Raw genomic sequence first — 24,907 nt, forward strand, 5'->3', positions numbered from 1 at the left:
CAACAGCGCTCGTTCGAGCTTACGACGTTGTCATATATACATCTAACAACATTGCCTAGGCAACTTTGCGCGGGATGTCCACACAAATGCGCTGGCGCAATCGGATGTTTGGACCGTTGGGGGTGCGGCCGCAAGCGCGCTATCTTGGAAAACGAGGAAGGCTGGGAAGACGTTTGACCGTCTGGTCCTATCGTTCGGGGAACGCATGAGCGGCAACGGCATGGGCGACGCGTGCCAGTCGGAAGAGCTGGAGGAGCTGGAGGCCGCAACGTCGGCATCGAGCGATGCGCCGGACCCCACGCTGACGGTTGGCGCGGTGCATTCCAGTGGGCGCGTGTCCGTTCCGGGCAAGCCCGCCGCGGAGAGCCGAGCCTCGGGCACGCACCGCATCTTCGCGCAGGACGAATTGATCGCCTTTCGCTATCGGATCGTTCGCGCCATTGCGCAAGGTGGCATGGGCGAGGTGTACGAGGCGGAGGATCTCGAGCTGCGTCAACGCATTGCCCTCAAGGTGGTGCGCCGTGAGCGGGCCTTGCATGAAGGGGGATTCGAGCAGCTGAAACGCGAGATGTACCTCGCCCGCAAGGTGACCCACCCCAACGTTTGCCGCATCTTCGATGTCGGTTTCCACATGCCCCAGGGCACGTCGAAGGCCGGGCGCATTCCGTTCATCACCATGGAGTTGATCGAGGGGGAGACCCTCGCGGACCGGCTCCGGCGTACGGGCCCGCTGCCGCTCGAGGAGGCGCTGCCCTGCATCCGGCAGATGATCGACGCGCTCGGTGCAGCGCATGCGGTCGGCATCGTGCATCGCGACTTCAAGAGCGGGAACGTCTTTCTCGGTCCGCGTGTCGTGGTGGCGGACTTCGGCCTCGCCACCCGCTCACGCGACGCGCGGCACGCGAGCACGCCGTTGGAGAGCCCGGAGGGGACGCCGGGGTACATGGCCCCCGAGCAGCTCGATGGGGGGCGCATCACGCCCGCGACGGACATCTATGCGCTCGGCGTGGTCATCTGCGAGATGCTCACGGGCGTGCGGCCGCGGGGGCCGGTCGGGGTGCCCGGCTTCGGTCCTGCGTGGGAAGCCCTTCTTTCGCATTGCTTGGCGCAGGATCCGGAGCATCGTTTTTCCAGCGTTCACGCCATCGCGCGGGCGCTGCCGGGTGAGGTGCCGCGTCCACACACGGGACAGAAGTCGCCCATGCACTACGTGCGCACGTGGGCGTCCATCTCGGCCCTGATGGCCTGCGCCTTCTTGGGAGGCCGTCTCGCCCGGATGCAGCTGGCGCCGTCCGAGGCTCCAGCATCCCTGCCGCCGCCGATGGCGATGCCCGCGCCGACCTCGCGTCCACTCCAGGCGGACGCCGCACGATGGTATGGCGAGGGCCTGCTCGAACTGCGCCACCTCGAGCCGCTCGCGGCGCGCGATCGCTTCGAGCGGGTCGTCGGGCTCGAGCCGGGTTACGCGCTCGGCCACACGCAATTGGCCGAGGCGTATCGCCAATTGGGAAACGGCCCGCGCGCGCTCGAGGCGGCGAAAAGAGCCTTCGCCTTGACGAACGATGAACCGGTCTCGCGCGAGGAGGCTCTTCTCATCGAGGGGCGCTACCGCGAGGCTGCAGGCCAGTGGGAGGCGGCCGTGCGCGTGTTTCGCACGCTGTTCGAGTTTTTCCCGCGGCAGCTCGAGTACGGAATCGCACTCGCGCGCAATCTGCAAGGTGCGGGAAATCCGCGCGAGGCTTTCGCGACATTGGCCAAGCTCCGCGCCTCCACGGACCCGTCCGCGGCTCTGGATATCGACGAGGCGGAATCCGAGATCGCCGAGCGCGAGACGGACCTGCCGCGCGCCCAGACCGCCGCCCTGCGCGCGGCGGACACGGCCCAGAGGCGCGAGGCATGGTCGCGTGCGGCGGCCAATTACAATGCGGCACGCTCCGCGTTGACGCTCCTCGGAAAGACGATGGAGGCCGAGGACTCCCGGCAGAAGGCCGTTGCCCTCTACGAGCGTGCCGGCGATGCATCGAGCCGAGCCTCCGCGTCGTACCTGGCCGGCCAAGAGCGCGAGGAAGCGGGCGATCTCGATGCGGCCGCGGAAATCTACCGTGCGGCGTTGGATGCCTACCGCGAGCTTGGCGACCTTCGCGCGCTTGGCCACGTCGCGTACTCCCTCGCGCGCATTTCGTTGCGGGCGGGAAAGGCAAGCGATGCACTCGGCTTCGCGCAGGAGTCCACCGGGCTTGCGCGTGAGATCGGCGATCATGCCCTTCAGCGAACTCGTCTCGTGTTCGTGATGGCCGCGTATCTTCACCTCGGGGATCTGGAAGCTCTCTCCGCCGCGGCCCGAGAGGCGCGGGCGTTGGCCATGGAGCAGCACGACGAAGAGAACCTGGCGATCGCGATGTGCTTCGAGGCCGAAGTCCTGCGCCTTCGCGGTGAGCGAGGGAATGCCGCATCGTTGCTGACACCGGCCCTCGAGATCGCGCGGCGCAGTGCGGTTTGGACGTTGAACCTTCTCGAGGTCGCGCACGTGCGGTGGCTCCTCGACGACGGTCGCCCTCACGAGGCCTTGCGGATCGCCACCGAGTTGCGCGCCCGGATACCTCGCCTGCAGGTCGCCGAGGTCGCGTGGGCCGAACTTCTACGGGCGCGCTCTCTCTTGGCCATGGGCGACATGGCCTCTGCGCGCGCGGCATTCGATCGATCGAACGACGTGCGCACGTCGGCGCTCTCGGTCGAGATTCGATGGGAGCAGCGCATCGTCGAGGCGTCCCTCCTCGTGGCGGAGCAGCCGGAAAGGGCGGAGCAAGCGCTCGTCACGCTGAAGACGCTCGTGGGGATGGCGCACGCGTTCGGGTACTACACGATGGAGCTCGAAGCGCGTTTCGCGGCCGGCGAGATCGAGATGACGTCGGGACGGACCGCCGAAGGGCGCGCGCGTCTGCGCGCGCTCGCGGACGAGGCGAAGGCGCGCGGCTTCCTTCTCTGGGGGCGCAAGGCGGAGGCTACTGCCGGAACTTCTCCGGCTCGATCCCGTAGCGGTCCATCAAGCGATGCACCTGCGCACGCGACGTCGCCAGGGCTTCCGCCACGCGGCTGATGTTGCCGCGGTGCTCGCGCAGCAGTGCCACGAGCTCCTCGTGCTTCTCGTCCTTCGGCGGGCGATCGAGCATGGGGACCGACTCGGCCTCGTCGAGCTCCGTGGAAATCACGAGCTCCGAGCGAATGGCTTGCGGCAGATGCTCGGGATCGATGCGGTCGTGCGCGAGGGCGGCGGCCGTGGTGAGGCATCGCTCGAGCTCGCGGATGTTGTGCGGCCACTTGTAGGCAAAGAAGGCGCGCACCACATCCGGCGAGAGGCGCACGTGACGCGGCTCCGTGCCGTCGAGCAGCGCGCGCCGCAGGATGGCCGGAATGACCAGCCCGAGGTCTTCGCGGCGCGAACGCAGCGGCGGTACGCGCAGCTTGAAGCCCGCGAGGCGCGCATACAAGTCTTCGCGAAAGACGCCCTGGCTCGCCAAGGCGGCCAGGTCGCCGTGGGTTGCCGAAACCAGGCGAAAGTCCACGGACACCGGGCGGGTGGTTCCCACCGGCACGACCTCGCGCTCTTGAAGGACGCGCAGGAACGCGGCCTGCGAAGGGAAGGGCAGCTCGGCAATCTCGTCGAGGAGAAGCGTGCCGCCGTGGGCGCTCCGCACGTGCCCGGAGCGGTCTTCGCTCGCGCCGGAGAAGGCACCGCGCTTGTGGCCGAACAACTCCGCCTCGAGCAGCGTCTTCGGCAACGCGCCGCAGTTGACCGCGATGAGCGGCCCCGCGCGCCCGGACAAATAGTGGTAGCCGCGCGCAATGAGTTCCTTGCCCGTGCCGGTCTCGCCCTCGAGCAACACGGGCACCGGGGTGCGCGCGACTTTGGCGAGCTTGGCCAGCTCGCGCTCGAACGACGGAAGCAGCGTCTGCAGGCCCTCCGGCAGCATCGCCGGTACGGGTACGCTCGGCACGTCGTCGGGTTGCGGGCGTGACTGGGCGCTCTCCTCGTCGCCGGTAAACGCTTCCTCGCGGTACAAAAAGAAGGTGTGGCCGATTTCGAAGAGGTCACCGTCGCTGAGCCACGCGCGCTGCGTGACGGAGCCGTTCACGATGACGCCGTTCTTCGAGTTCGAATCTTCCAGCACCCAGCGATCGCCCGCGCGGACGAGGCGCGCGTGCTCGCGGGAGATGCGTCCGTCGGGAACGCGCACGGCAAGAACCCGTCGCCCTTCGACGGCTTCGCGCGAGGTCGAGAGCGCTGCGCCTCGACCGATGAGCACTTCGTCCAGCTCTTCGAGCCGGTACCGCGAGGCGCTCTCCAACGGCCGGTCACATTGCAGCGCGAGAACGAGGTAAGCGGCGACGGGTTTCAGCCAATAGGCATTCAGCTCCCCCGGGCGCTTGGACAGAGTCTCGTCAAACGATGACATGTGTTTTCATTGTAAAACATTAAGGAGAACAACAGCGGATTCCGACGCCCTGGGCTGCGTCGTTGCGATCACGTTCACCGTTTTTGTCGCATGCAAGAGAGGCGGGCTCGGGAGATCTGAACCAGCCACCACGTGTCAAGCACTTTGAGTCCACGGCAGCGCTTGCACAAGAATTTTCCCACTCTAACACATTTCCGGTCATGTCGTAGAGGGGAGCGAACGTTGGATCGGGTGAATGGCAACGCGCAAATGCCTTAACGCGCTGGACGCTCCCATCGGCCGTGCCAGCCCCATTGCACGCGCGGCTGTCGAACGTCTTACCGAACGTGTAGGTGTACTTCCCGCTTGAGGAGCACGCGAGATACCACTCGTTTTGGGGGGAGGCAAAGTCCCCGTAGCCCGAGGCCTCTCCGCCGAGCGAGCCGCAGAGTCGCTTGTGGGCCCACTGGCAGAAGGCATAGGCGTCGCACCAGTCGACGCCGCGTACCGGATCGTCCGGGGAGCCGGTGCGGGGATCGGGGTAGCCGGCGGTGTACACGTTGAAATCCGTGTTCCAGCTGCACGTGTTGGCAGGCTGCCGGGCGATGGCCGGGTTGGCCAGCACCTCCGTGAGGAAGGGGGCGTACTGCGCGTTCGTGACTTCGGTGGTGTCGATGCAGTAGCTGCCGACGCGTGCCATGACGGGGCCGCGCTCCGAGGGGCATGCGTCGGTGGCATCGGCATCCGAGGCGTCGGGCGCAAGGGCATCGCCACCGCACGCGAGGCAGTCGACGATGGTGACGTCGTCCAGCCCAAGCAGCGTGCCGCATGCGAGGAGGCTGCCCGCCAGTGCGCTAAAAAGTACCGACGAGGCCTGCATGGTCCTTCGCGACGAAGGCGTGCGCCTTTGCATTCTTGCCGCTCTTTCCACTCGTTTCGATAAGGAACAGCACCCCCGAGGCGAGTGCCAGGACGCCGCCCGTGATGAACGCGCCCGTCGAAATGCCGGCGAACGTCCGTGAGCTGTCCAGCGCATCTTGCGCCGCCGGCAAGCATCGGTCCCCCTGGCAGTGCTGCGATGCATCGGACTTGCGCGCAACGGCAAGGCCGCCGGTCACGCCGCCCAGCACGACGGCCGCGCCGGCCCCGACGATCCCCGCCCAAAACCACGCGCTGGGGCCGGTCGATGCCGGCGGCTTGGCCTTCGGCTCCGGGCTGCGCGCTACGGGCGCGGGCGGCGCCGCCGGCGCTCCCTCGATCTCGACCGGCACGTCCCGCACTTCCCCTTCGCCCACACTGACGCGCACCTCGGCCCTGCGGCCATCGCGCTGCGCCACGATCACGTGCTCGCCCGGATCCACCTTCGTCGACACCCCGATGGCTGCCTCCGAAAGCTCCGTGCCATCGATGGAGATTCGGTAGCCGGCCCCCTTCGGCACGATGCGCAACGACGCCAGCCGCTGCGCGAGGGCCTCGGTCAGCTTGCGCGCCTCCTCCTTCGCCGTGCGGTAGACCGGTGGATCGTCCGGCGCGTCCCTCATGCGCGCCACGCGCCACAGCACATCGCGCGCCTCCACCACCTTGCCCAGCGCGGCCAGCTCACGCCCCACCTCGATGCCGGTGGTTGGCACGTTCATGATGGCGTGTGCGCGCCGGAAATCCTCGAGCGCCGCTGCATGCTGTCCGTTGTTCTTCAGCGCATAGCCTTCATGCATCAACTGCCGCGCGGTCTCGCGCTCCATCGCCGATTGCGCCTGCGCACCGGGAGCGTAGAGCAGAGCCACGCCCGCGATGGCACACGCGCCCATCCATCCAAGCGCCCGCCTAAAAGCCAAAGTCGATCTCCTTCGGAGCGGAGGAGGATACCGCCTTTGCCGAAGGAGAAGGGGCCCGGCCCGCGGCCTTTTTCGTGCCGACGTTCGGAGCGGACTTTTTGCTTGGGGTGGCCGTTGCCGTCGCAACCGATTGGTTTGCCGGGGCCGCGGTCGATGCGGCCCCGGAGGCGACGGGGGGTTGCGCACCCGTCGTCGTGAGTGGACCCTCCGCATGGACCTCGCTCGAAGGGGAGGCTGTGGGGCCCCGCGTGAACATCACCACGCCAGCCACCGCGCCCAAGGCGAGGAGAAGAACCACGGCCAATACGCCGCGCGGCGCTCGGGTCGGCCGCGTCGGTCGGGTCGGCCCCGAGCGCGCCGGGCGATCGGGGCGCGTGCGATCGGGATCGTCTCCCGTCACCACTTCGGCACCGAGTGCGGGCCCCGTGCTCGCGGGCGATGGTACGGGCGGACTCAGTGCATCGTCGATGAACGCGCGCCGCTCTTCGGCGAGCCCCGGAACCTCCCGCGCCAGGAAGATGGCGACGTCCCGCTCCGTGACCCCGCCGCCGGCATCGAGAAGCGCCTCGATCGCACGCTGCATCTCCAGCGCCGTCGCGAAACGATCCTCGGGGTGGTGCGCCAGCGAACGGCACAAAATTTCGTCGACGTCCGGATCGCTGTCGAACGGCGGCGGAGCACCTTCCGAGGCGATCTTCTGCATCACCTCCTCGGAGTCCTTGCCCGTGAACGGCAGCGTCCCCACCGCGAGCTCGTACAGGCATACGCCCGCCGCCCACACGTCGCATCGCCGATCCAGCGCGCTGCGTCGGTGGATCTGCTCCGGCGCCAAGTAGTTGATCTTCCCCCGCACGATGCCCAACGTCGTCTCGGGGCTGCTGCGATCGCGTGCGGTGGCGATGCCGAAGTCGATCAATTTCACCGCGCCGCTCGAGGTGATCATCACGTTGTTCGGCGACACGTCGCGGTGCACGATGTGAAGCCCTTCGCCGCGCTCGTCGCTCAGCTCGTGCGCTGCGTGCAGGCCTTTGCACATGTCGGCCACGAGGCGCAGCGCGATGGGAAGCGGCAGCGGCTTTCCCGAGGCTCGGTGGTAGGAGCGGCGCACCCGCCCGAGCGAATCACCGTCGATCCACTCCATCACCAGGAACAGCGAGCCATGCTCCTCGCCCAGATCGAGCGTGGTCGCCACGTTGGTGTGGAAGATCCGCTGCGCGATTTTCGCCTCGTCGAGGAACCATCGCTCGAACAGCGCATCGTCGGCCAGCTGCGCCTTGATCATCTTCAACGCGACCAGCTTCTCGAAACCGCGCAGCCCGTGCGAGCGCGCGAGCCACACGGAAGCCATTCCCCCTTCGCCCACTTGGGCGAGAAGCTCGTAGCGACCGAGTCGTTGCCCCCGCCGAAGGCGCTGCGGCGGCACGGCTATCCACCTTGCTCGTGGGCCATGACGTCGCGCGCACCACGGAAATGCTGCTGCGGCGAGTACGCGAGGAAGTTCGACACCCGCGAAGTGTACACGCAGGCATACTCCTCCACCTGCGCACCGAAGCTGGATTCCTCGGTTCCTTCCTTGAGCAGCGATCCCCAGAAGGGGTGGAAGCGCGAATCGATCCGCCGCTCGAGCACCGACAGCTCCGACTCCGCCGCCCGGAGCAATCCGCGCACGCGCTCCACCGAGCGTTTCACCCGCCCGCGTTCCGCCTCGAGCTCGGTGAGGCGCGCCCCGTTTCCGGTCGGCTTCGCGTCGATGAGCCGCGAGAGCTCCTTGTAGCGCGCTTGGTAGAAACGCAAATCATCCTCGAGGTGCTCGCGGGTGTCCTCGAGGTGCAACGTCTGCTCGAAGTCGTCCGCGCAGGCTTGGTGGGCATGCACCTCGGTTTCGAGCTCCTGGATGATCATCGCCGTGCGCCACACGCTCTCCTTTTTGGAGCGAAGGATGTCGCCGTAGATGTGATCGCCCACGTACAGCACCTGATCGCCGCTGACGCCGAGCGCCCGCTCGAAGTCGTGCAGGTTGCCGCCCTCGTAGACCTTGCCGCGCTCCAGCGGGAACGTGGCCGGTCGCACCTTTTCGTCGCGCTCCGACACGATGCGCTCGAGCAGCGGGCGGCGCTCTTGGAAGAACGCCGGCTTGGTCGCCGCGACCACCACGATGTCGAAGTAGTTGCGCCACGACGGGTACTCGACCATCGCGCCGCCGAGCAGGTACGTCATCATCTTCTCGGTGTACGGCCAGCGCGAGTTCGTCAGCAGAAAAAGCTTTTTTCCCGCGCTTCGCAGCTTGTGCAACGTCAGCGCGAGATCCGGATCGCGGTGCACGAAGCGCGGTAGGTCGCTCACCACGGCATCCAGGATGGTGCCATCGCGGTGCGCCTCGTCGATGCACTCGCGGATGTCGGTGAAGAGCTTCGCGTAGTCGACGGCTTGGCCGCGCTTCTCCAGCGCATCGACCAGCGCCGCATAGAGCGAGGCCTCGCTCAGCGCGTACAGCGTGTCGATCCAGTGGTAGCGCGGCGTGGCCGGGCGGAGCTTCTTCGCGTGGTAGAGCCCGCGCAGCTCGTCTTTCGTGAGCTGGCGGAAGCCGTGGTAGCCCTTCGAGACATGCTTGTACCGGTCCATCTTGAGGATGTGGCCGAAGCGTTTATCGATGAGCAGGCCGCGCACCGCGAAGTCGACCTCCTGCGGGATGTCGACGATGAAATGCGGGTAGCCCCGTCGCACCAGCTTGTCGACCGTCGCATCGATGGAGAGCCGGTCCATCTGCGGCTGGTCGTAGATCGCCAGGGTGTAGTCCATGTCGAACCCGACCCAGGTGATGCCGCTCATCCGCATGTCCCGATTCGCGAACACGCGGCGCGAGCGGACGATGCCGGGCGTCGAGGGCCGCGAGAGAAAGTCTTCGATCGGGAGAACCAGCTGCTCCGTCGCAGGTGTCGTCGGAATGGCTGTCAAAGGCCGCGCTTCGGTCACGCTTTCACTCGGTCCGTCATATGTTCACTACGAAATGGTTCCCCAGGCGGAGGGGTTCTTCTTCAAAAAGTGCCACGTTTTCAGGTTGGCGACGAGGTAAGCCGCATGTTCGCGGCGGTTTCGGCGCGGAAGGGCCAACGTCCGCTTGGCCATGGCCGGTAACCCATAGAAATATTTGTACGTTCGGTCGAAGCCGCTTCGCAAGCTCCGTGCGTCCATCCGCGTCGGCTGAACGAGAAAGGGAAAATGCGGCCTGCCTGGCGCATCTCTTCATGATACGCCGTCCCGGGGTGAGGCGCCGGTGTGAAGAATTTCACCCGTGAGACTTTCTGGTCCACCAGAAATTTCAAGGTCTCGTCGAAAACGCCGGCGGTCTGCCCATCCATGCCGAACATCATCAAAGCGATGACCTGGATGCCCTTTGGCCTGGAGTGCCGCCAGGTCCTCCGCGTAGATCGTGGTAGTCGATGTTCTGATAGATGTCCGGATGCGGCATTTCCGCGATGGTGCGGTCATCATTTTTGGGGCGTGAGAGCGTTTTCCCATGCGAACGAACTCGCCCGCTCGGTACACGCCCGCACTGCGGCCTGCCGCGAGATCGTCCAGGGCACGGGCAAACACGGTTTCGGCCTCACCCACGACGATGGCGTCAGGGTGATCGGCGGTCCCATGGCGCCGATGGCGACCACATCGGCCGGATGATCCAGGTCGACGTCGCGAAACGTGGGCCAGTGAATCGGACCCCGGCGACGAAGCGCCTGTGAATTTGCACTGGACCGGAAAGCTAGACAGACTCTAAACGACGCTTGTTAGGGGAGAAGACCAGGGCCGATAAATGAGAATCATCGTTTTGCGCACGGGCGACGCCATCCCTTCCGTAGCGGAAAAAACTGGGCAGCAGTTTTTCGATTTCATCAAGACCACGGCGGCGGATTCGTGGCCGTACGACTGGGAGTGCATCGACGTTCGCACGCCCGATGTGGTGTTGCCCGCTCTCAAGACGGCTGCGGCCTTCATCATCACCGGGTCGGCGTCCAGTGTGACGGAGCGGGCACCCTGGATGTTGCAAACCGAAGACTACATTCGTCACATCGCCGACGCCGAGGTGCCGCTTTTGGGCATTTGCTTCGGGCACCAACTCATTGGGCAGGCGCTGGGGGGCGAGGTCGCGCGAAATCCGAACGGGCGCGAAATTGGAACCGTGCGGCTCGAGGTGAGCAAGGACGATCCGCTGCTCGCGGGGCAGCCGCGCACCTTCGACGTGCAGACCACGCACTCCGACTCCGTCGTTCGCTTGCCGCCCGGTGCCGTCGTCCACGCATCGACCCCACTGGAGCCGAACACCGTTTTCTCCGTGGGGGCGCACATCCGCGGCGTGCAGCACCACCCGGAGATGAACGACGCGATCATCCGCGGCTACGTCGAGGCCCGCGCCGAGATTATTCGCGGAGAAGGCCTCGATCCGGAGGCCATCCTCGGCGCGATCCGTCCCGCACCCGAGAACGGGCAAACCCTGCGAAATTTCGTGCGAAACTTCGTCCTTCGCGGGAATTGACGGGCAGAGCTCGCGCAAATCGCGCGGGCCGCGCGCGCGACGGCAACCGCGAGTGCGCTCGACTGTCGTTCGGATGGGATGCTATGGAGCAACGGATCCATGCATCGCGTTACGGTTACACGAGGGGTCGTCGCGGCAGCGTCGCTGGTTCTTTCGGCTCTGGCCGCGTGTTCGCTCACGGCGTCGCCGGGTGATTACGCGCAAGGCGGCAACAAGGATGCTGCCGCCCCGCGACCGCCGGTGCCTGCGGGCGGGGCCAGGATTCTTCTGGTCGGAGGTCAGCGGAAAACCGTCGATGGTCTCGACAACGAGTGGGCCATCAAGGAAACGATCGCGGGGATCATCGAGGCGGATGGAACCGTCGGGCAATTCTTCTACGAGCGCGTGCCGCCCGTCGAAACCACGGATTACGTGCAGGCTACGGTCGACAACGGAAGGTTGCTCGTGGCCTCTCTCGTTCGGACGAGGGGGACGTTCGACCTCACACCGCCACGGCTTGCCTTCGCCCGCGTGGATACGGCCTCCGGTGCCATCGTCAACGATTGGTCGACGGTGGATGTGGGCGATGCTTCGGCCTTGAAGCAGTCGGCCAGCGTATCCCTCGTGCGTCCGACCCTGCTCGTGGCATCGGGTGGGAATCTGAACATCCGCGGCGAGGATGGCGGGCCGCCGACGACCGAGTTCAACGCGAACGTGTTTTCCGCGAGTGTCGATCTGGAAAACCGCAAAATGGGCGATTGGGTGCCATCGAGCGGCCCTCTATCCGCAGCACGCAGCGGCGCACGGTCTCTCGTCTACAAGGACTTTCTTTACGTCGTCGGGGGGCGCAACGAAGCGGGGGTCAGCGACGTCGTCGATGTCGCACGGCTCGGAGCCGACGGCAAACCGGGCGCGTTTGCGGCGACGACGAAGCTTCCTGCTCCGACGTTGGTCCCCGAGGTGATCGCCGTTGCCGGCAAGCTCGTCGTCGTGGGTGGTGTGGGGCGCGATTCGCACGTGACCGCCAAGGTTTTCTCCGCGCCCATCAACGAAGCCGATGGGACGCTCGGCCCCTGGGTCGAGGGACCCGCCATGCCCGAGCCGCTCGCGCTGGGAGCGCCGCTGCTCCACAAGAACAAGCTCTATTACTTCGGCGGCGTTGCGCAAAAGTTCGATGATGCGGGTGGCGTCATCGATCAAAATCCGACGGACGGCATCTCCGCGCTCGACGTGGCCGCCGACGGGACCCTGGGCGCATGGAGCCAGGCAGGCAAACTTCCCGCCCCACGTGGCGGTCTCGCAGCGGTGGTGCTTCCATGAGGGGTCGGTTTTTCGCGCTTTCGTTCGCGTGCATCGCGGCGTTCACGGTGCATTGCTCACTGACCTCGTCGCCGGGTGACTATTCGAGCGAGTACCTCACCCCGCAGACTGCGGCGACGCCCTCGCACGTGCTCGTCGTGGCGGGGCTGCGAGATCCCCTCCCCGGGGGGCTGGGCGACGTTCCGACCAGTGATGCATGGACCGGGCGTCTCCGCGCGGATGGCAGCATCGTCGGGTGGACGGCGATGCCCTCGGCCCCGGTGCTCCAGAATTCGCGGGCGACCTTGCTCCTGGACGGGAACCTCTACGTTCCCGGCGTTCGATATCGGGACGTGGGCGGCGATCCGACGTTCCGCCTGGGAATTGGGGTGCTTCCGCTTGCGAACGAGTCGCTCGGCCCTTCGTGGGACGTGACGTTTGCCGGCCTCCCGGCGAACGGCGATGGGGGCCTGCTCTTCTTGCCTGCGGGGGTCTGGTCGTTCGGAGGCTTCGACGGTCAGACCACCCTCGACTATATCGATGACGTCTCGTTCTCGGCGTTCGACGCGGCGAAAAAGAAGTTCTCTCCGCGTGTGGATGCGGGGCTGAAGCTCCTGAAAAAACGCGGGCATCCGACTGTGGTGGCGTACAAGAATTTCGTCTATGTCATGGGCGGTGCGATCACGGGGGAGGACACCAAGTCCCCCTCCGTGGAGTTGTCCGTGCTTACCGACAAGACGCTTTCTCCGTTCGTCGAGACCACCGCGATGCAGGTGCAAGGACAGCCCAACAAGGTGGAGAACTTCACCGTCTGCACCGGGGAGGGGACCCTCTACGTCATCGGCGGACGGCCTGTCGGATCGGCCACCGACGTGGTCCTCATGTCGCGGATCGATGAGAGCAACGGCAAGCTTGGTCCATGGCAAGCCATGAACAAGTTGCCCGCGGGCCGCGCCGGGGCCGGCTGCTTCATTGCGCATGGGCGGCTCTACGTGATCGGCGGAGAAGGGGCGACGGAGCGTTCGACCTCGGTGTTTTGGGCGCCGATTCTGCCGGATGGAACGCTCGGGGGGTGGGACGCCCAGTCGAGCGAACCCCTGCCGGCCGCACGGTCGCAGATTGCAGCGACGGCGTATTAGCGACCGGTGCCGTGAGCCGACAAATGGGGTCGGCGCGACTTACGTAGAGGGTTAAAGCAGCCTTGCCCGCGTATGTAGAAATGCGCTGGGCTCGCTTTATCTGCTGAGATACCTTCGTCGTCGACCGATTTCTGCTAATTTCCTCACTGTTCCAGGATGACGCAAAATCCCTTCCCGCAACGAGGGCCCCAGCGGCTGGGCCGCTACACCGTCTTCGCGGAAATCGCGAGCGGCGGGATGGCCTCGGTGCACCTGGGGCGTCTCATGGGGTCGGCCGGCTTTTCGCGCACCGTCGCGATCAAGCGGCTCCATCCGCACTTGGCCCGCAACCCGGACTTCGTGGCGATGTTCCTCGACGAGGCCCGGCTCGTGTCGCGCATCCGACATCCGAACGTCGTCCACACGCTGGATGTCGTTTCGGATGAGAACGAGCTGCTCATCGTCATGGAGTACATCCAGGGTGAGAGCTTGGCGCGCATCATCCGTGCGGCCAGCACGCAAGGGATGAAGCTTCCGCCCACGGTGGCCTCGGCCATTCTCGTGGGCGCGCTCGACGGTCTGCACGCCGCGCACGAGGCGACGAGCGAGCGCGGCACGCCGCTCAACATCGTGCACCGCGATATTTCGCCGCAGAACATCATCGTGGGGGCCGACGGTGTGCCGCGCGTGCTCGACTTCGGCGTGGCCAAGGCCGCGGGCCGCGTTCACGAGACGAAGGACGGCTCGGTGAAGGGCAAGTTCGCGTACATGTCCCCGGAGCAGCTCGGACGCTCCGACGTCGATCGACGCACGGACGTGTTTGCCGCGGCCATCGTGCTCTGGGAAACGCTGACCGGCGAGCGCCTTTTCGATGGCGACAACCTCGCCGAAATCGTCAACGCGGTGGTGAACAAGGACGTACCGACGCCGAGCGCGCGCGTGCCCGATTTGACGCCGGAGCTCGATGCCGTGGTGATGCGAGGTCTCGCGCGCGAGGTCGATCGCCGGTACGGGTCGGCGCACGAGTTCGCGGTGGCGCTGGAGCAAGTGTGCCGGCCCGCCTCGGGGCGCGAGGTCGCCGAATGGGTCGAGTTCCTCGTCGGCAACACGCTGCGTACGAATCGGTCGCTGGTCGAGCGCATCGAGAGCGAGACGTCGCAACCGGCGGAGGCCCCCGTTTTCGCCAACGCGATGACGGAGATGGCGAGCGCGGTGACGGCGAGCCCGCGGCCGCAGGATCCCTCGTTTCACTCGGGGAGCCATTCGCGGTCCATCGCGGCGTCGGCGAGTAGCCTTTCGGCGTCCTCGTCGTCGTACCAGTCGAACGTGCACCCCGGGACCGGCTCACGGTCCATCTTGCAGCCTTTCTCGGAATCCATCGTTCCTTGGTGGAAGGCGCTGGGCGCGTTGGCGCTGCTGATGGTGATAGGCCTCGCGGGTATCTACACGATGGTGCAGATTTGGAAGCCGAAGGGCCCCGAGCCCATCGCGCCCGTGCCTGCGGCCACGGAGACTGCTCCTGCGGTGGCCACGACAGAGGCTCCGCCACAGCCTGTACCGACTGCGCCAGCGGCGTCGGCATCCGCACCGAGCGACGCTTCGTCGTCGGCGGCCGTTCCGACGGATACCGCCACTGCGCCAGCGAACACCTCGCGAAAGCACCGTTCGCACACGGGAACGACGCCTTCGGCCGGTGTGGATTGCGAGAACCCGTTCATCATCGACTCATCGGGTATCAAACGTCCCAAGCCGCAGTGCTTTGGTTCCAAGTAGCGGTGGCAGATTGACCACTTCGCGACTAGCATCCCGTCGCTAGTGATGCGCTCTTTCTCCATCTCCTCCGGGACCAAACTAATCACGGCGTTGACGACATGGACGGTGCTGGCGGCGACGCCCGTTGCGGCATATGCGGCCGACACCAACGTGTGCGTGAGCAGCTACGAACAGAGTCAGAGTTTGCGCAAAGGCGGCAAGCTCCGTGATGCACGGCAGCGCGCCCTCGAGTGCGCCCGCGACACGTGCCCCGCGGTTCTGTCCCGCGACTGCCAGCGCTGGATCACGGAGCTCGACAACAGCATCCCCACCGTGATCTTCGACGTGCGCGGCCTCGCAGGCGAAGAGCTCACGCAGGTCACGGTGTTCCTCGACGGCAAGAAGGTCGTCGACCGCCTCGACGGCAAGGCCCTCGACGTCGACCCGGGCACGCACACCTTCAAGTTCGTTCCCGGCGGCGCCTTGAAGGACGCCACCCGCGAATCCACCATCGTCATCCGCGAAGGCGAGAAGTACCGCAAGGTCTCCGCGAGCTTCGAAGACAAATCGATCAGCGCCCAAGCCGCAAACAAGTCGCGCCCCGTCCCCGTGGCCACCTGGGTCTTCGGCGGCATCGGCGTCGCCGGCCTCGCCGCCGGCACCTTCTTCGCCCTGAGCGGCAACTCGAAGAAGAGCGATTTGGATCAGTGCAAACCCCAGTGCAACCCGAGCGACGTGGACTCCATGTCCCGCAACTACGCAATCGCCGACATCGCATTCGGCGTCGGCGTCATCTCCGGCGTCGCCGCCGTGTATTTGTATTTGACGCGCCCCACGGTGGAAGAGGCCCCGCCGCCCGCCGTGGCCAAGGCGCTGCGCTCGTTCTCCGTGGCCCCGGCCCAGGGCGGCGCGCAGGCCAGCTGGGGAATGCAGTTCTGAGGGACGGGAGTCGAGATGCCGGCGCATGGAGTGCCGGCATCTTGCCGGCGGTCCGCCGGCCTCTGGCCGGCAAGCCTCACAAGAGAGCCGTAGGCGCTCGTACTTAGTTCCGTTGCGGTCCGGATTGGCAGGCCGTTGCGGCAGTCGAGAACATTGGCAGCTTGGGCTTGGCGCACGTCCCTTGAGCGGTGGGGCATCCGGGAGTGCCGAACACGTCACACCCATCGGGCCCCTGGCACTCGAGTCCATCCGCGCAAATCGATAGGTCCTCGCCGCAGCGCTCCCCCGCACGAGCGTAAGGCTTGCACGTATTCGTTTCGCGATCGCATCCGCCAAGATAGCATTCACTTTGCGTATACTGATCGGACCAAGGTCGGCACGACTGCCCGACCGCCTTCAACGGCTTGCAAATCCCGCTTGTGGCCGCGCTATTGGGAAGCTCGCAATAGTGCACGAGTCCATCGCAGCGCCGGTAACCTTCGTACTTCCCCTCTACGAGCGGCGTGCCCTGTGGGTCGCACGGCTCGTCCAATTTCGATATGGCCACCTGATAGCATTTGCCCACCGAGCGTTGTTGACTCTGGTCATTCGGGTCACGATGCAGCCAACCACAGACACCCCGAGTATTCGGCCCGGCGTGCGCGCAAGTGGTAACCGTTACGGGGTAACGAGAGTAATCTCGCTCACACGCCTCGCCAGGTCGTGCGGTTCCGTCCACGACGTCTGCACACGCGCCGTTCAAGGCGACGGCATCTGCGGCGAACGCCTCGGCGGAAGAGGCTTCGCCCGTACACTGAGCCATGCGCGCATGGATCGCCGCCGCGCAGCGATCCGCCGCCTCTCGACGGTAGACGATCGTTGCAGTGAAGCGTTGCTCCTGAATCGTAGGCAGGAACCACTCCGGGATGACCTGATGAATACACGTGTCGCTGTAGGCGGTATTGGCCGCGGTGCAGCAATCGCGCAGCGCACCGCAGTACGACGAAGCGAGCACTGTGCGAAGCTCGTCGTAGGTATACGTGTTGGGTTCGTTGTCGTCCGAACTCGAGCACCCCTCTGAACTGACGCCCAGAATGGTGGCGATGGAAACCAACGCGACGGAAAGCCTTCGTTTGACAGCTCTCGCAGGGATCATGCTCGACTCAGTTTATCTCAGATCTGTGATGTGATGTCGCATCGACGCGGAACGAACTCTCAGGCAGGCCGCAGCAATGACGGATGGGGCGAGGCACTCGAAAGTACCTGAGAAATCCGGCATCCGCCACCTCCAGAGAACCTGGCTATCTGTTCATCGTTTCTTCGAACGCGCATCCCTACGCGGTCGCGTAAAGCGTTCATTCGTTCACGACCAAGGATACCCAATCTGGCCAACGTGTCTTCTGTAGATCGATAGGCCACTTCATCCCTGGATAGTACAAACCAGTATACAAAAAAAACTGAAGCGCATTGGTATACCCCGTGGTATTTGGGACCCTTTCACCCCAAGGCCGCTTCGTTTTGGCGAGGAGTCGTATACCGGCCACACTCCCAAGAAAACGCGCTACCTCATCGAGGTGCCCCGCGCATATCTCAGCAAGGCGCTCCTCAACTGCGAACAACAGAGCTTGATCGAAGCCAAGTACCGATGAGAGTGGGGGTGCGCTCATGAGCGCGAATACGTCTGGAGCAAGGTTCTCACGTACGCAGGCATTCCAATGCGGAGACCAAATTTCGGCACTTACGAATTTTCGTTGTTCGTCAGCGGCGGGTTTCTGGACCCATTTTGAGCTACTACGGTCGTCGAGTCCCAAACGCCCAAAGGCAACCTTCTTACGTCCTTCTAGTTGATCGGAACGGACTGCCCCAGGCGCACGAGCTTTAGATATGATGGGAAGTATTCTCTCAGAGAGAGCAGTCCACGTACTCCGATGCCATAGCTTGTCCTCGTGCAGACGTAACGAGAGCAGGATTACGTAGTTCCTGTCGAAGAACATTCTTACGCTTCCCCAAGTTGCCGCAGGAGCTCAATGGACAAGGACACTCCGTTGAGCTCAGCAACTTTCCGCGCCCGCTCCAGAAAAGCACTAGAGACATCGTCCGGCACGTGATCGCAATCGATGCGAATGTGTACCTTCTTTCCGACGTCCTCCGGGAACCGTCGACTTAACTCGCCATCAAGCGCGAACGCGAGATACTCGTTGAGCCTGGTCTGTATCCTGAGCAATCGCTCCTTGGTGCCGTCCCAAGGTCCCATCTCACTCATGACAAGACGCACCTCCAGGCCCGACGGGCTGAGAGTAATCAGTCAATGGTACCCGACATTCCCATCACTATAGCACGATGCGTAACTTGCGTCGCCCGGTCCATGGCCCCACCGCGAAAGCACCGTTGCCATGTCCACGTCCGCTGCGGTCAACGTACGGAGTGTCGTTGATTCCAGGCATCTTCGAATTCCTCTCGCGTGATCTCGGCAGGTTCAAACTGGGGATCCGTCGCGATTTCATCCAGGTCAGGTACTGGCATCTCGCCCAGCTTCGTGTCCCCACTGGACTCTTCGGTACCCGCGAATCCGTAGCGCCCACACTTGAAGACCTCTACCTTTCGAACCTCCCAACGCTCTGCATTCAGTTCGCTGTACAGGGTAATGGGCTCATCGGGGTGCGAGTGTCTCCAATTGACGCGTATATAGTTCATTGTACGAGCCGGGGTTTACGATATGTCCAGTTACGTCCATATGGCAAAGCATCGAATAGCGAATGTTTTGGCGTCAAGGAATGGCCTCCGCTTCGTCCGGTTCTCGAAATCTCCTGCATTGAGGCATTCGTGGACGATACTTAGGTCGACGACGGACGAAATCTATGCACGAGGATTCTCGCGCTGCGTCCGACATCGATCTGCGAACGCCAAACTCGACTCGGTAGGCCCCGATCGGAAGCACTGCCTGCTCACTCGCACCTAGTATCTGATTCCCCAGCTCCGCCGAATCGAACAAAATCCATTGTCCGCTGCCTTGGGACATTATTGCTATTTCAGTTTCTTCGAAACTAGCGACGTCAAGTGCTGAAATTGCTTGAAGTAAGTCTGCCTCATCGTCTGCCCACACACATCTTACAAGGGCGCTTGATTCCGAGATCCAAGCCGTGCTGAGTGGTTCGTCACCTAGCACGATGATATCTGTATTTTCAGTGCCGGAGGGTAATGATTGCAATTTCGTCTCGTGCCGTGCATGCACGGTCGTAGTCGGTCATTTGACTGCCTTCTTTTTGGATGCCACCCCACGTGGAGACCACCTCCACTGGCATGAATACCAATGGCCCTCCATTCGAATCGATCCACCTTACAGTGCTCATGGGGCAGTTTCTCCTGAGAAGCATCGAACGATAACCGAGATTACGCCATCCTTGGTGGTTTCTGCGCGGGTATAGCCGCCGGCAGAACGCGACGGAGCTTCTGCTCAAGTGAGCCAGCCTTGGGTCTTAGTTCAAATCCTCATCGGGACCCCATCCAGCACTCGTCGCACCCCAGCCTCTATCGAGGCAAGACCTTCGGAATCCAACTCCAGCTCTATTGTGAATCCACCGGTGACGTCGAACACTTTGGCTGCAGACTCGTCCAATTGTATTTCGAGTATATTCTCGATCATGCGTCAGGAGGGAACCCCTCCATAGTGTGTTTTGCCATCCTCAGTGCAAAGACTATAGGTATCCATGTCTAGCGCCTTGTCTTGATCGTCAAACGTTAGCGCCCTTTGGATCTCCAGTCGTGCGCCGCTTCCGACGGTGCATTCTGCTAGAATTGCCGTAAATGAATTGAGATTCTATAACTCGCCAGAGAACGCAGCCTTCGATCTGAGCTTCTGCATTTCTTACCTGGTTGTGAGGAGCAGATGAGCAAATGTGGTAGCAAGACGCCGCGGGCTATGTCGTAGCTTCAGTTGAAGAATCGATTTCCCGTCGACGATGCGCATTTGCCGGGTGCGTCGATATGCCAGTGCCGAGGGGGGCTGGTCTTGCCTGAGGGGCTGTCACGATCAATGCAACCTAAGGGGATGCTGTCAACTAGGGACCACCAATTGCCAAATACTGTGATTGGCTTTAAGTTGGTGGGCGAAAAGCGAGAGTCGATGACGCCGTCGCATGTATCGCAGAGCCAGAATCTGTTGTTTCCGGGCGTTTCCGGCTTTCCGAGATCAAGGTCCGACGCCCCGTACACATGAATGAGTGCCTTGTTATCGCGGCCGAACGTCGTGTCGCGCACTGTAGCGTCGACGGTCGCACTGAACCGGATGGCTTCGTCATTGGCCGAGAAGGAGCTTTTTGCGACGAGGACCGGTACCCTCCGTTCGGTGTATTTGATAAACAATCCAATAGCAGCATTGTCGTGAATGTGTGTGTCGGTGAGTGTGACGGGGCTGTCTGTCACAATTGCGGCGCTGCCTTCGCGATCGTCAAATGGGTAGCAGCAATGGTGATCAATTTCGCTCGCTGTGACGGCGAGGGCTCCTCCCATTGCGAAGATTCCTGTTGCGCTATGGTGGATATGGCTGTGAGCAATTGTCAGCTTTGCATTCTCCGCGTGGATCGCATCAATTGGGGCGGAGATGTCGACTGAATCGAGGATGGTTTCGGTGTTCGCGGCCAGACCAACCTGGCCGACGTCGTGGATGTCTACGGACTTGAGCGTGACGGTGCCGATAGTTGAAGTGACGATACCAGTCCCGCAAAAACGATGGATCACCAGGTTCTCGAGCCTCGCACTTCCCACCAAAACCAGGCCGTCTTTGATCATGCCGCAATCGTTTGAAGGTCCGATTAATAGAGTTCCCCCGGGGCTCTCTCCTTTTATTGTAATGTCGGCAGGAATGCTTCTTCCATTCCGCGTGAACAGTTCTCCGTGTTCTGTGTCGTAAATGCCATCGTTGAGGGATATCGTATCACCCGCAACGGCGATTTCAGCTGCCTTCAAAAGGGAGCGGAAAGGGTGTTCGCTCGTCCCTGATGAATCCAATCCAATCTCGAGCGCATCGGTTCCCAGCGGCGAAGCTGTAATGGCGGTGATCGATATTGCATCCGAGAACGTTGCGGTTCCCGACGGACTCGTTACCTTTAGAGGGAGCGATCCGATCGGGGCGCCATGTCGAACGAGCAGCGTAAAAACGAGTTCCGTCGATGTCTTTGAGGAGATAACTCCATCCAGGGCACTCGGGGCGTTCCCAACCGCGACGGTTGTGACATGGTCCAAACGTTCGCCTGACAGGCGCACCGTCGTCGTGAGATTGGTTGGCGTACCGCCGAAGCCTTGCCGAATCGTTCTCGACGGGTTCCCCGAGATGGTCACACCCGTGATCTTGGGAAGCGCGGCAGCGGAGCCGTCGCCACCAGTCTCCGATGCGAGACCGCCGTCGTCTTCCGGTTGCCCGCACTCGGCACCTTTGCACGTCTCGAAATAAGATGGTGGACACCCGGCCCCGAGAAGAGAGAAGACGGCCAATGTTCCAAATCCGAGTAAGGAAGAGATGGTGGTGGCACGCATGGTTCTTCGATCGCGTCACCTACGGTAGCATGCGCGCCCGACGGCGCGCGTTGCTAGAAGTTCGCTCGAACCTGGACGCCGGACATTCCCGGTGAAAATAGGGGAACGATAGTCGCGTCGCGATTCACGGACGTGTGCCTCGGCGAAAAATACCAAATGAGTCCACCGGCCAGCAGCGCCGCACCCGCCGTGCCGTATGCGATCCATGCAACGACCGAGTCGAACTCACCCGCATTCGCGAGGGCCTTGGAACGTGCGCACTCAGGACTGTTCGGCGTGGCGCACGCTCGCGGATTTTCATCCATCTTGTCTCGGTTGTACTTCGCACCCAACGAGAACCCGATGCCCGTTCCGAGCGCGGCCACCGCCGTACCGCCCAGGATCCATGTAGCCACCGGTGGTGTGGAAACGCCGGACGGTCTCTCGCGGACCGGCGGCGGCACCGGTTTCCGTTCCGGCGTGACGGGCGCCATGATGGGCGCGGGTGCCTCGATGGGCGTTTCTCTCAAGGGTGCCTCGAACGATACTTCCGTCGGTTCGCCGGCGGCGGCATCCACCTCTCGGCGCTCGGTTTCACTTTCGATCACGGCTTCGACGACGTGCGCCCCCGGGGCAACATCGATCCCGTCGGTACGTTCCTCGCTCGTCACGGCCAGGCCATCCACGGTCACGGCCGCACCGATAGGGGCAACAATGCGCAAATGACCGGCCTGCGCCGTCAATTCAGCCAACAGGCCCTTTGCCTTGTCGTTCTTTTTCGGGTCCGCACGCGGATCCGAGAGGTAGGCTCGCAAATGCCTTAGCGCCTCCAGCGGATGACCGGAGTCCGCTTCGGCCACCAGCAGATTCCATCGCGCCTTCGGTGTGGGAGTGAGGGCGTACGCCTGCAAGAACTCGAGCCTCGCCGTCTCAGCGTCGGCTCGTCTTACCGCATCGAAGGCCCGCTTGGTGTGCTCGCCCGATTCGCGTTGGGCGCGCGTGAGCGTCGTTGGGGGGTCAGCCTTCACGGCAGGCGCTCCGAGTAGCACCGTTGCGGCGAAGACGAACGCAAAACGGCATCGGTGCAAGCTCGTACTTCCGGACCGCGACGCCATCTTTCGTGGACGCATCATGCGGTGTCCGTTTTGCGAACGTCAACCAGGTTGCACAAAAGTCAACAGTCTACGGCCCCGACGGGGACCGTAGACTGAAGGCTGCAACCGGTAAGCCTACTTCTTCGGTGCGGCGGCCGGCGGGGGCGGGGCGCCGTTGCTCACCACCAGGGCGTAGTCCGCGTCGACTTCCGGCGTTTCCGAGTGGGTGTCGGCGATGACCTCGTCCCCGATGACCTCGACGATCCACTCGCCGGCGGCGGGGTTGGGAACGATGACGTTCTCCACGGTGTCGAGCACGTTGTGCTCGCCGCCGGCGGTGGAGACGTTCCCCACCTTCAGGCCGTTGTTGCCCCAGTAGACGGTGCCGTCGGGGGCCGTCACCTTGAGGTCCAGGTTGTTGATCCGATGCGGGACGCCCGTGCTCGTCGGCACCGTGGCCTCTTTGTCGGCGTAGGCCAAGGTCGCGCGGAAGTCGGTCGCGCCGGCTTCTACCGTGCGACGGTACTCCTTGGTTTGCAGGTTCTGCAGAACGTCGCTTTCGTTCACCACTAGGATGTTCGTGCGCCGTTCATACAGCCCCTTCACGTCAGGGAAGCCCCAACCTTGGTGCGTGCGCGTCAGGTCGTGCGTCTCACCCGTGAACGGGTAGGGACTGGCCGAGTTCACCAAAAGCGCCTTGGTCGTTTGCGCGTGCGGACGATTCTTAAAGCGGAACGACGCGATGTTTTCCCCTTCTTCACGCGGAATGAGTTCGTTGCCGAATGCGCCGTTGGTCCAAAGCTCGATGGTCAAGCCAACGAACCCGGCGACCATCGGTGTCGCACCCGACGTGCCGCCGAAGGTCCCGTAGCTAGTACTGGACGTGGACGTGGCCGTCGTGGTCTGGTCGTAATAGGCGCAGAGCTCGGGCTTGATGCGTCCGTCCTGCGCCGGACCGGTACTGCCGCCGCGGTTCCACTTGTCGTCGGACGGATCGACCGTTCCCTGGTGGTAGACGGCGCCTACCGAAATGATGTTCTTGGCCCACGCCTGCGGCCGCGAATCTTGATTACCCGCATTGCTCTGGCTCTGCGTAATCGGGATATCGTGCTCGAGGATCAGCGCATCCATTTCCGCGGACTTGGCGTCATAGATGCGGGTCCGGTTGTAGCCCCAGCTGGCCGTCTGGAACATGACCTTGCGCTCAGCGATCAATTGTTTGACGAGCGCTGCGCGGTCTCCGACATGGGTGGGATCGGGATCGAAGACCGTGCCGTTGTAGTTCGTGTAGTACCCCTGGCCATTCGGCAGAATGCCGTGCGCCGCCGGATTACCGATGCCATCGCTGAACACGATGCCGAAGGTCTGGTGTCCGTGCGAATCGGACGCCTTGGCCTCGGGGGTATCCGGGTAGGCTGACGGTACGACGCGGTAGTCGTTGGCCTTGAAATCGTTGTGGGTCGGGGTGATGCCCTCCATGATGTGTCCGTTGATACCGACCCCAGTGTAGTTGGGGATGTCGGGGAGCGTGGGCGGCAGCGCAGCGAGATAATTCGCGCCACCCTGGATGCGTGCATTCTCGAAGTCTTCTTCGATCGACGAACTCGGCTCGACCCAGAGCACCTGATCGAACTGCGACAGCGCACCGAGCTGCGAGCGCGCAACCTCCGCCTCAATCAAGAGGCCTTCGCCGTTGATGATGACCTTTCCACCCAATGCACGGATATGATCCGCCAAAACGGCGCGATCGTTCTTTGGGTCGACCATGACGACGTTGACGCGGACGGAACCACCGAAGCTTCGGGCGGCCGCAAACGCGTCATCCGTCTTGTCCGTCGCGTTCAGCGGCGTCACAGCTCGGACGAACGGCAGCGCGGAAATCTTTCCAATCGCCTCCGAATCGGCGCGGACAAGTTGCGCGTTGCCGTGCATGTACTGATGCACCTGGCCGCCGGCGGCCTTGATGGCGCTTCGGTACTCTTCGATAGGCTGCGACACGTATTGGACGATGTGCAACTTGGACGACGCGGCGTTTCCAAGGCTCGGCGATTGGATTTCCTGCGTCGGGTCGAAGCGGCGATTGCGCAGGACGACGTCGTACGATGTCTTTTTGGCCGCGTGCCATCCGCGTGCGTCTTGAATGGCGTAGTAGGGGACGGTCTCACCCGAAATGGTCTCGTTCCAGGAAAGAACCTGGGTTTGGGCTTTGGCGCCCTGCATCTTTACCAGGGACGCGCCATCCACTTTGGCTTGCGTGGTCCGCACGACGGCCGACCCGACGGTCAACGTCGATTGGCCTTCGCGCTGCTCTACTTTGAAATCATTCGAATTTGCGCCCGATCCACTTGAACTACCAGGTTCCGATTGGCAGGCGGCTGCGAGGACGAGCAATCCAAACAATCCGAGATACGCCTTACGATGCGCCATCGACATCCTCCAT

The 24,907-nt window shown here is 63.5% G+C and carries 16 protein-coding genes; 7 read left to right on the forward strand and 9 right to left on the reverse strand.

Going from position 1 to position 24,907, the window contains the following annotated elements; translation table 11 throughout:
• Window positions 1-205 precede the first annotated feature (205 nt).
• Complete coding sequence (locus tag LVJ94_12280) at window positions 206-3,097, forward strand: protein kinase (GenBank protein WXB08005.1); 2,892 nt, start codon at window positions 206-208, stop codon at window positions 3,095-3,097.
• On the opposite strand, the gene LVJ94_12285 is transcribed toward LVJ94_12280, so the two are convergent.
• The 5 genes from LVJ94_12285 to LVJ94_12305 are packed head-to-tail and all read right to left on the reverse strand — an operon-like array spanning window position 3,003 to window position 9,241.
• The gene (locus LVJ94_12285) at window positions 3,003-4,454 is read right to left on the reverse strand and encodes a sigma 54-interacting transcriptional regulator (GenBank protein ID WXB08006.1); all 1,452 of its coding nucleotides are present in this window, start codon (window positions 4,452-4,454) and stop codon (window positions 3,003-3,005) included. The two genes, LVJ94_12280 and LVJ94_12285, sit on opposite strands and share 95 nt — an antisense overlap.
• 19 nt (window positions 4,455-4,473) lie before the next feature.
• Complete coding sequence (locus tag LVJ94_12290) at window positions 4,474-5,313, reverse strand: formylglycine-generating enzyme family protein (protein ID WXB08007.1); 840 nt, start codon at window positions 5,311-5,313, stop codon at window positions 4,474-4,476.
• The gene (locus LVJ94_12295; protein WXB08008.1) at window positions 5,288-6,217 is read right to left on the reverse strand and encodes a hypothetical protein; all 930 of its coding nucleotides are present in this window, start codon (window positions 6,215-6,217) and stop codon (window positions 5,288-5,290) included. The genes LVJ94_12290 and LVJ94_12295 overlap by 26 nt, the downstream gene beginning before the upstream one ends.
• A gap of 40 nt (window positions 6,218-6,257) precedes the next feature.
• Window positions 6,258-7,691: a protein kinase gene (locus LVJ94_12300; GenBank protein WXB08009.1), complete on the reverse strand. Its 1,434-nt coding sequence runs from the start codon at window positions 7,689-7,691 to the stop codon at window positions 6,258-6,260.
• Window positions 7,692-7,693: 2 nt separating this feature from the next.
• Entirely contained in the window at window positions 7,694-9,241 is a 1,548-nt protein-coding gene (locus LVJ94_12305) for an HAD-IG family 5'-nucleotidase (protein WXB08010.1), read from the reverse strand.
• A gap of 303 nt (window positions 9,242-9,544) precedes the next feature.
• On the opposite strand from LVJ94_12305, the gene LVJ94_12310 reads away from it, so the two are divergent.
• From LVJ94_12310 to LVJ94_12335, 6 genes are all read left to right on the forward strand, one after another.
• On the forward strand, window positions 9,545-9,943 hold the full coding sequence (locus LVJ94_12310; GenBank protein ID WXB08011.1) for a hypothetical protein: 399 nt from the start codon (window positions 9,545-9,547) through the stop codon (window positions 9,941-9,943).
• Between the two features lie 133 nt (window positions 9,944-10,076).
• Window positions 10,077-10,796: a glutamine amidotransferase gene (locus tag LVJ94_12315; GenBank protein WXB08012.1), complete on the forward strand. Its 720-nt coding sequence runs from the start codon at window positions 10,077-10,079 to the stop codon at window positions 10,794-10,796.
• 99 nt (window positions 10,797-10,895) lie between these two features.
• Window positions 10,896-12,095 carry a hypothetical protein gene (locus LVJ94_12320; GenBank protein WXB08013.1) on the forward strand — a complete coding sequence of 400 codons (1,200 nt, stop codon included), beginning with the start codon at window positions 10,896-10,898 and terminating at the stop codon, window positions 12,093-12,095.
• The gene (locus tag LVJ94_12325; GenBank protein ID WXB08014.1) at window positions 12,092-13,213 is read left to right on the forward strand and encodes a hypothetical protein; all 1,122 of its coding nucleotides are present in this window, start codon (window positions 12,092-12,094) and stop codon (window positions 13,211-13,213) included. The genes LVJ94_12320 and LVJ94_12325 overlap by 4 nt, the downstream gene beginning before the upstream one ends.
• A 156-nt stretch (window positions 13,214-13,369) precedes the next feature.
• Window positions 13,370-14,965: a serine/threonine protein kinase gene (locus tag LVJ94_12330; protein ID WXB08015.1), complete on the forward strand. Its 1,596-nt coding sequence runs from the start codon at window positions 13,370-13,372 to the stop codon at window positions 14,963-14,965.
• 90 nt (window positions 14,966-15,055) lie between these two features.
• Entirely contained in the window at window positions 15,056-15,883 is an 828-nt protein-coding gene (locus tag LVJ94_12335; GenBank protein ID WXB08016.1) for a hypothetical protein, read from the forward strand.
• 1,975 nt (window positions 15,884-17,858) lie between these two features.
• On the opposite strand, the gene LVJ94_12340 is transcribed toward LVJ94_12335, so the two are convergent.
• The 4 genes from LVJ94_12340 to LVJ94_12355 form a co-directional block, all read right to left on the reverse strand.
• A complete protein-coding gene (locus LVJ94_12340) occupies window positions 17,859-18,125 on the reverse strand; it encodes a hypothetical protein (GenBank protein ID WXB08017.1) in 267 nt (88 codons plus the stop codon).
• 1,667 nt (window positions 18,126-19,792) lie between these two features.
• On the reverse strand, window positions 19,793-21,394 hold the full coding sequence (locus LVJ94_12345; GenBank protein WXB08018.1) for a right-handed parallel beta-helix repeat-containing protein: 1,602 nt from the start codon (window positions 21,392-21,394) through the stop codon (window positions 19,793-19,795).
• A gap of 53 nt (window positions 21,395-21,447) precedes the next feature.
• Entirely contained in the window at window positions 21,448-22,401 is a 954-nt protein-coding gene (locus LVJ94_12350) for a hypothetical protein (protein ID WXB08019.1), read from the reverse strand.
• Between the two features lie 201 nt (window positions 22,402-22,602).
• The gene (locus LVJ94_12355; GenBank protein ID WXB08020.1) at window positions 22,603-24,894 is read right to left on the reverse strand and encodes a S8 family serine peptidase; all 2,292 of its coding nucleotides are present in this window, start codon (window positions 24,892-24,894) and stop codon (window positions 22,603-22,605) included.
• Window positions 24,895-24,907: the final 13 nt, after the last annotated feature.

It is taken from the genome of Sorangiineae bacterium MSr11367 (assembly GCA_037157805.1).
Taxonomy (GTDB): Bacteria; Myxococcota_A; Polyangia; order Polyangiales; family Polyangiaceae; genus Pendulispora; species Pendulispora rubella.

Excerpts from the sequence above, each read along its gene's own strand:
- LVJ94_12280 (WXB08005.1), top strand. The coding sequence starts at position 206 with ATGAGCGGCAACGGCATGGGCGACGCGTGCCAGTCGGAAGAGCTGGAG.
- LVJ94_12285 (WXB08006.1), bottom strand. The coding sequence starts at position 4,454 with ATGTCATCGTTTGACGAGACTCTGTCCAAGCGCCCGGGGGAGCTGAAT.
- LVJ94_12290 (WXB08007.1), bottom strand. The coding sequence starts at position 5,313 with ATGCAGGCCTCGTCGGTACTTTTTAGCGCACTGGCGGGCAGCCTCCTC.
- LVJ94_12315 (WXB08012.1), top strand. The coding sequence starts at position 10,077 with ATGAGAATCATCGTTTTGCGCACGGGCGACGCCATCCCTTCCGTAGCG.
- LVJ94_12320 (WXB08013.1), top strand. The coding sequence starts at position 10,896 with ATGCATCGCGTTACGGTTACACGAGGGGTCGTCGCGGCAGCGTCGCTG.
- LVJ94_12325 (WXB08014.1), top strand. The coding sequence starts at position 12,092 with ATGAGGGGTCGGTTTTTCGCGCTTTCGTTCGCGTGCATCGCGGCGTTC.
- LVJ94_12330 (WXB08015.1), top strand. The coding sequence starts at position 13,370 with ATGACGCAAAATCCCTTCCCGCAACGAGGGCCCCAGCGGCTGGGCCGC.
- LVJ94_12340 (WXB08017.1), bottom strand. The coding sequence starts at position 18,125 with ATGAGTGAGATGGGACCTTGGGACGGCACCAAGGAGCGATTGCTCAGG.
- LVJ94_12345 (WXB08018.1), bottom strand. The coding sequence starts at position 21,394 with ATGCGTGCCACCACCATCTCTTCCTTACTCGGATTTGGAACATTGGCC.
- LVJ94_12355 (WXB08020.1), bottom strand. The coding sequence starts at position 24,894 with ATGGCGCATCGTAAGGCGTATCTCGGATTGTTTGGATTGCTCGTCCTC.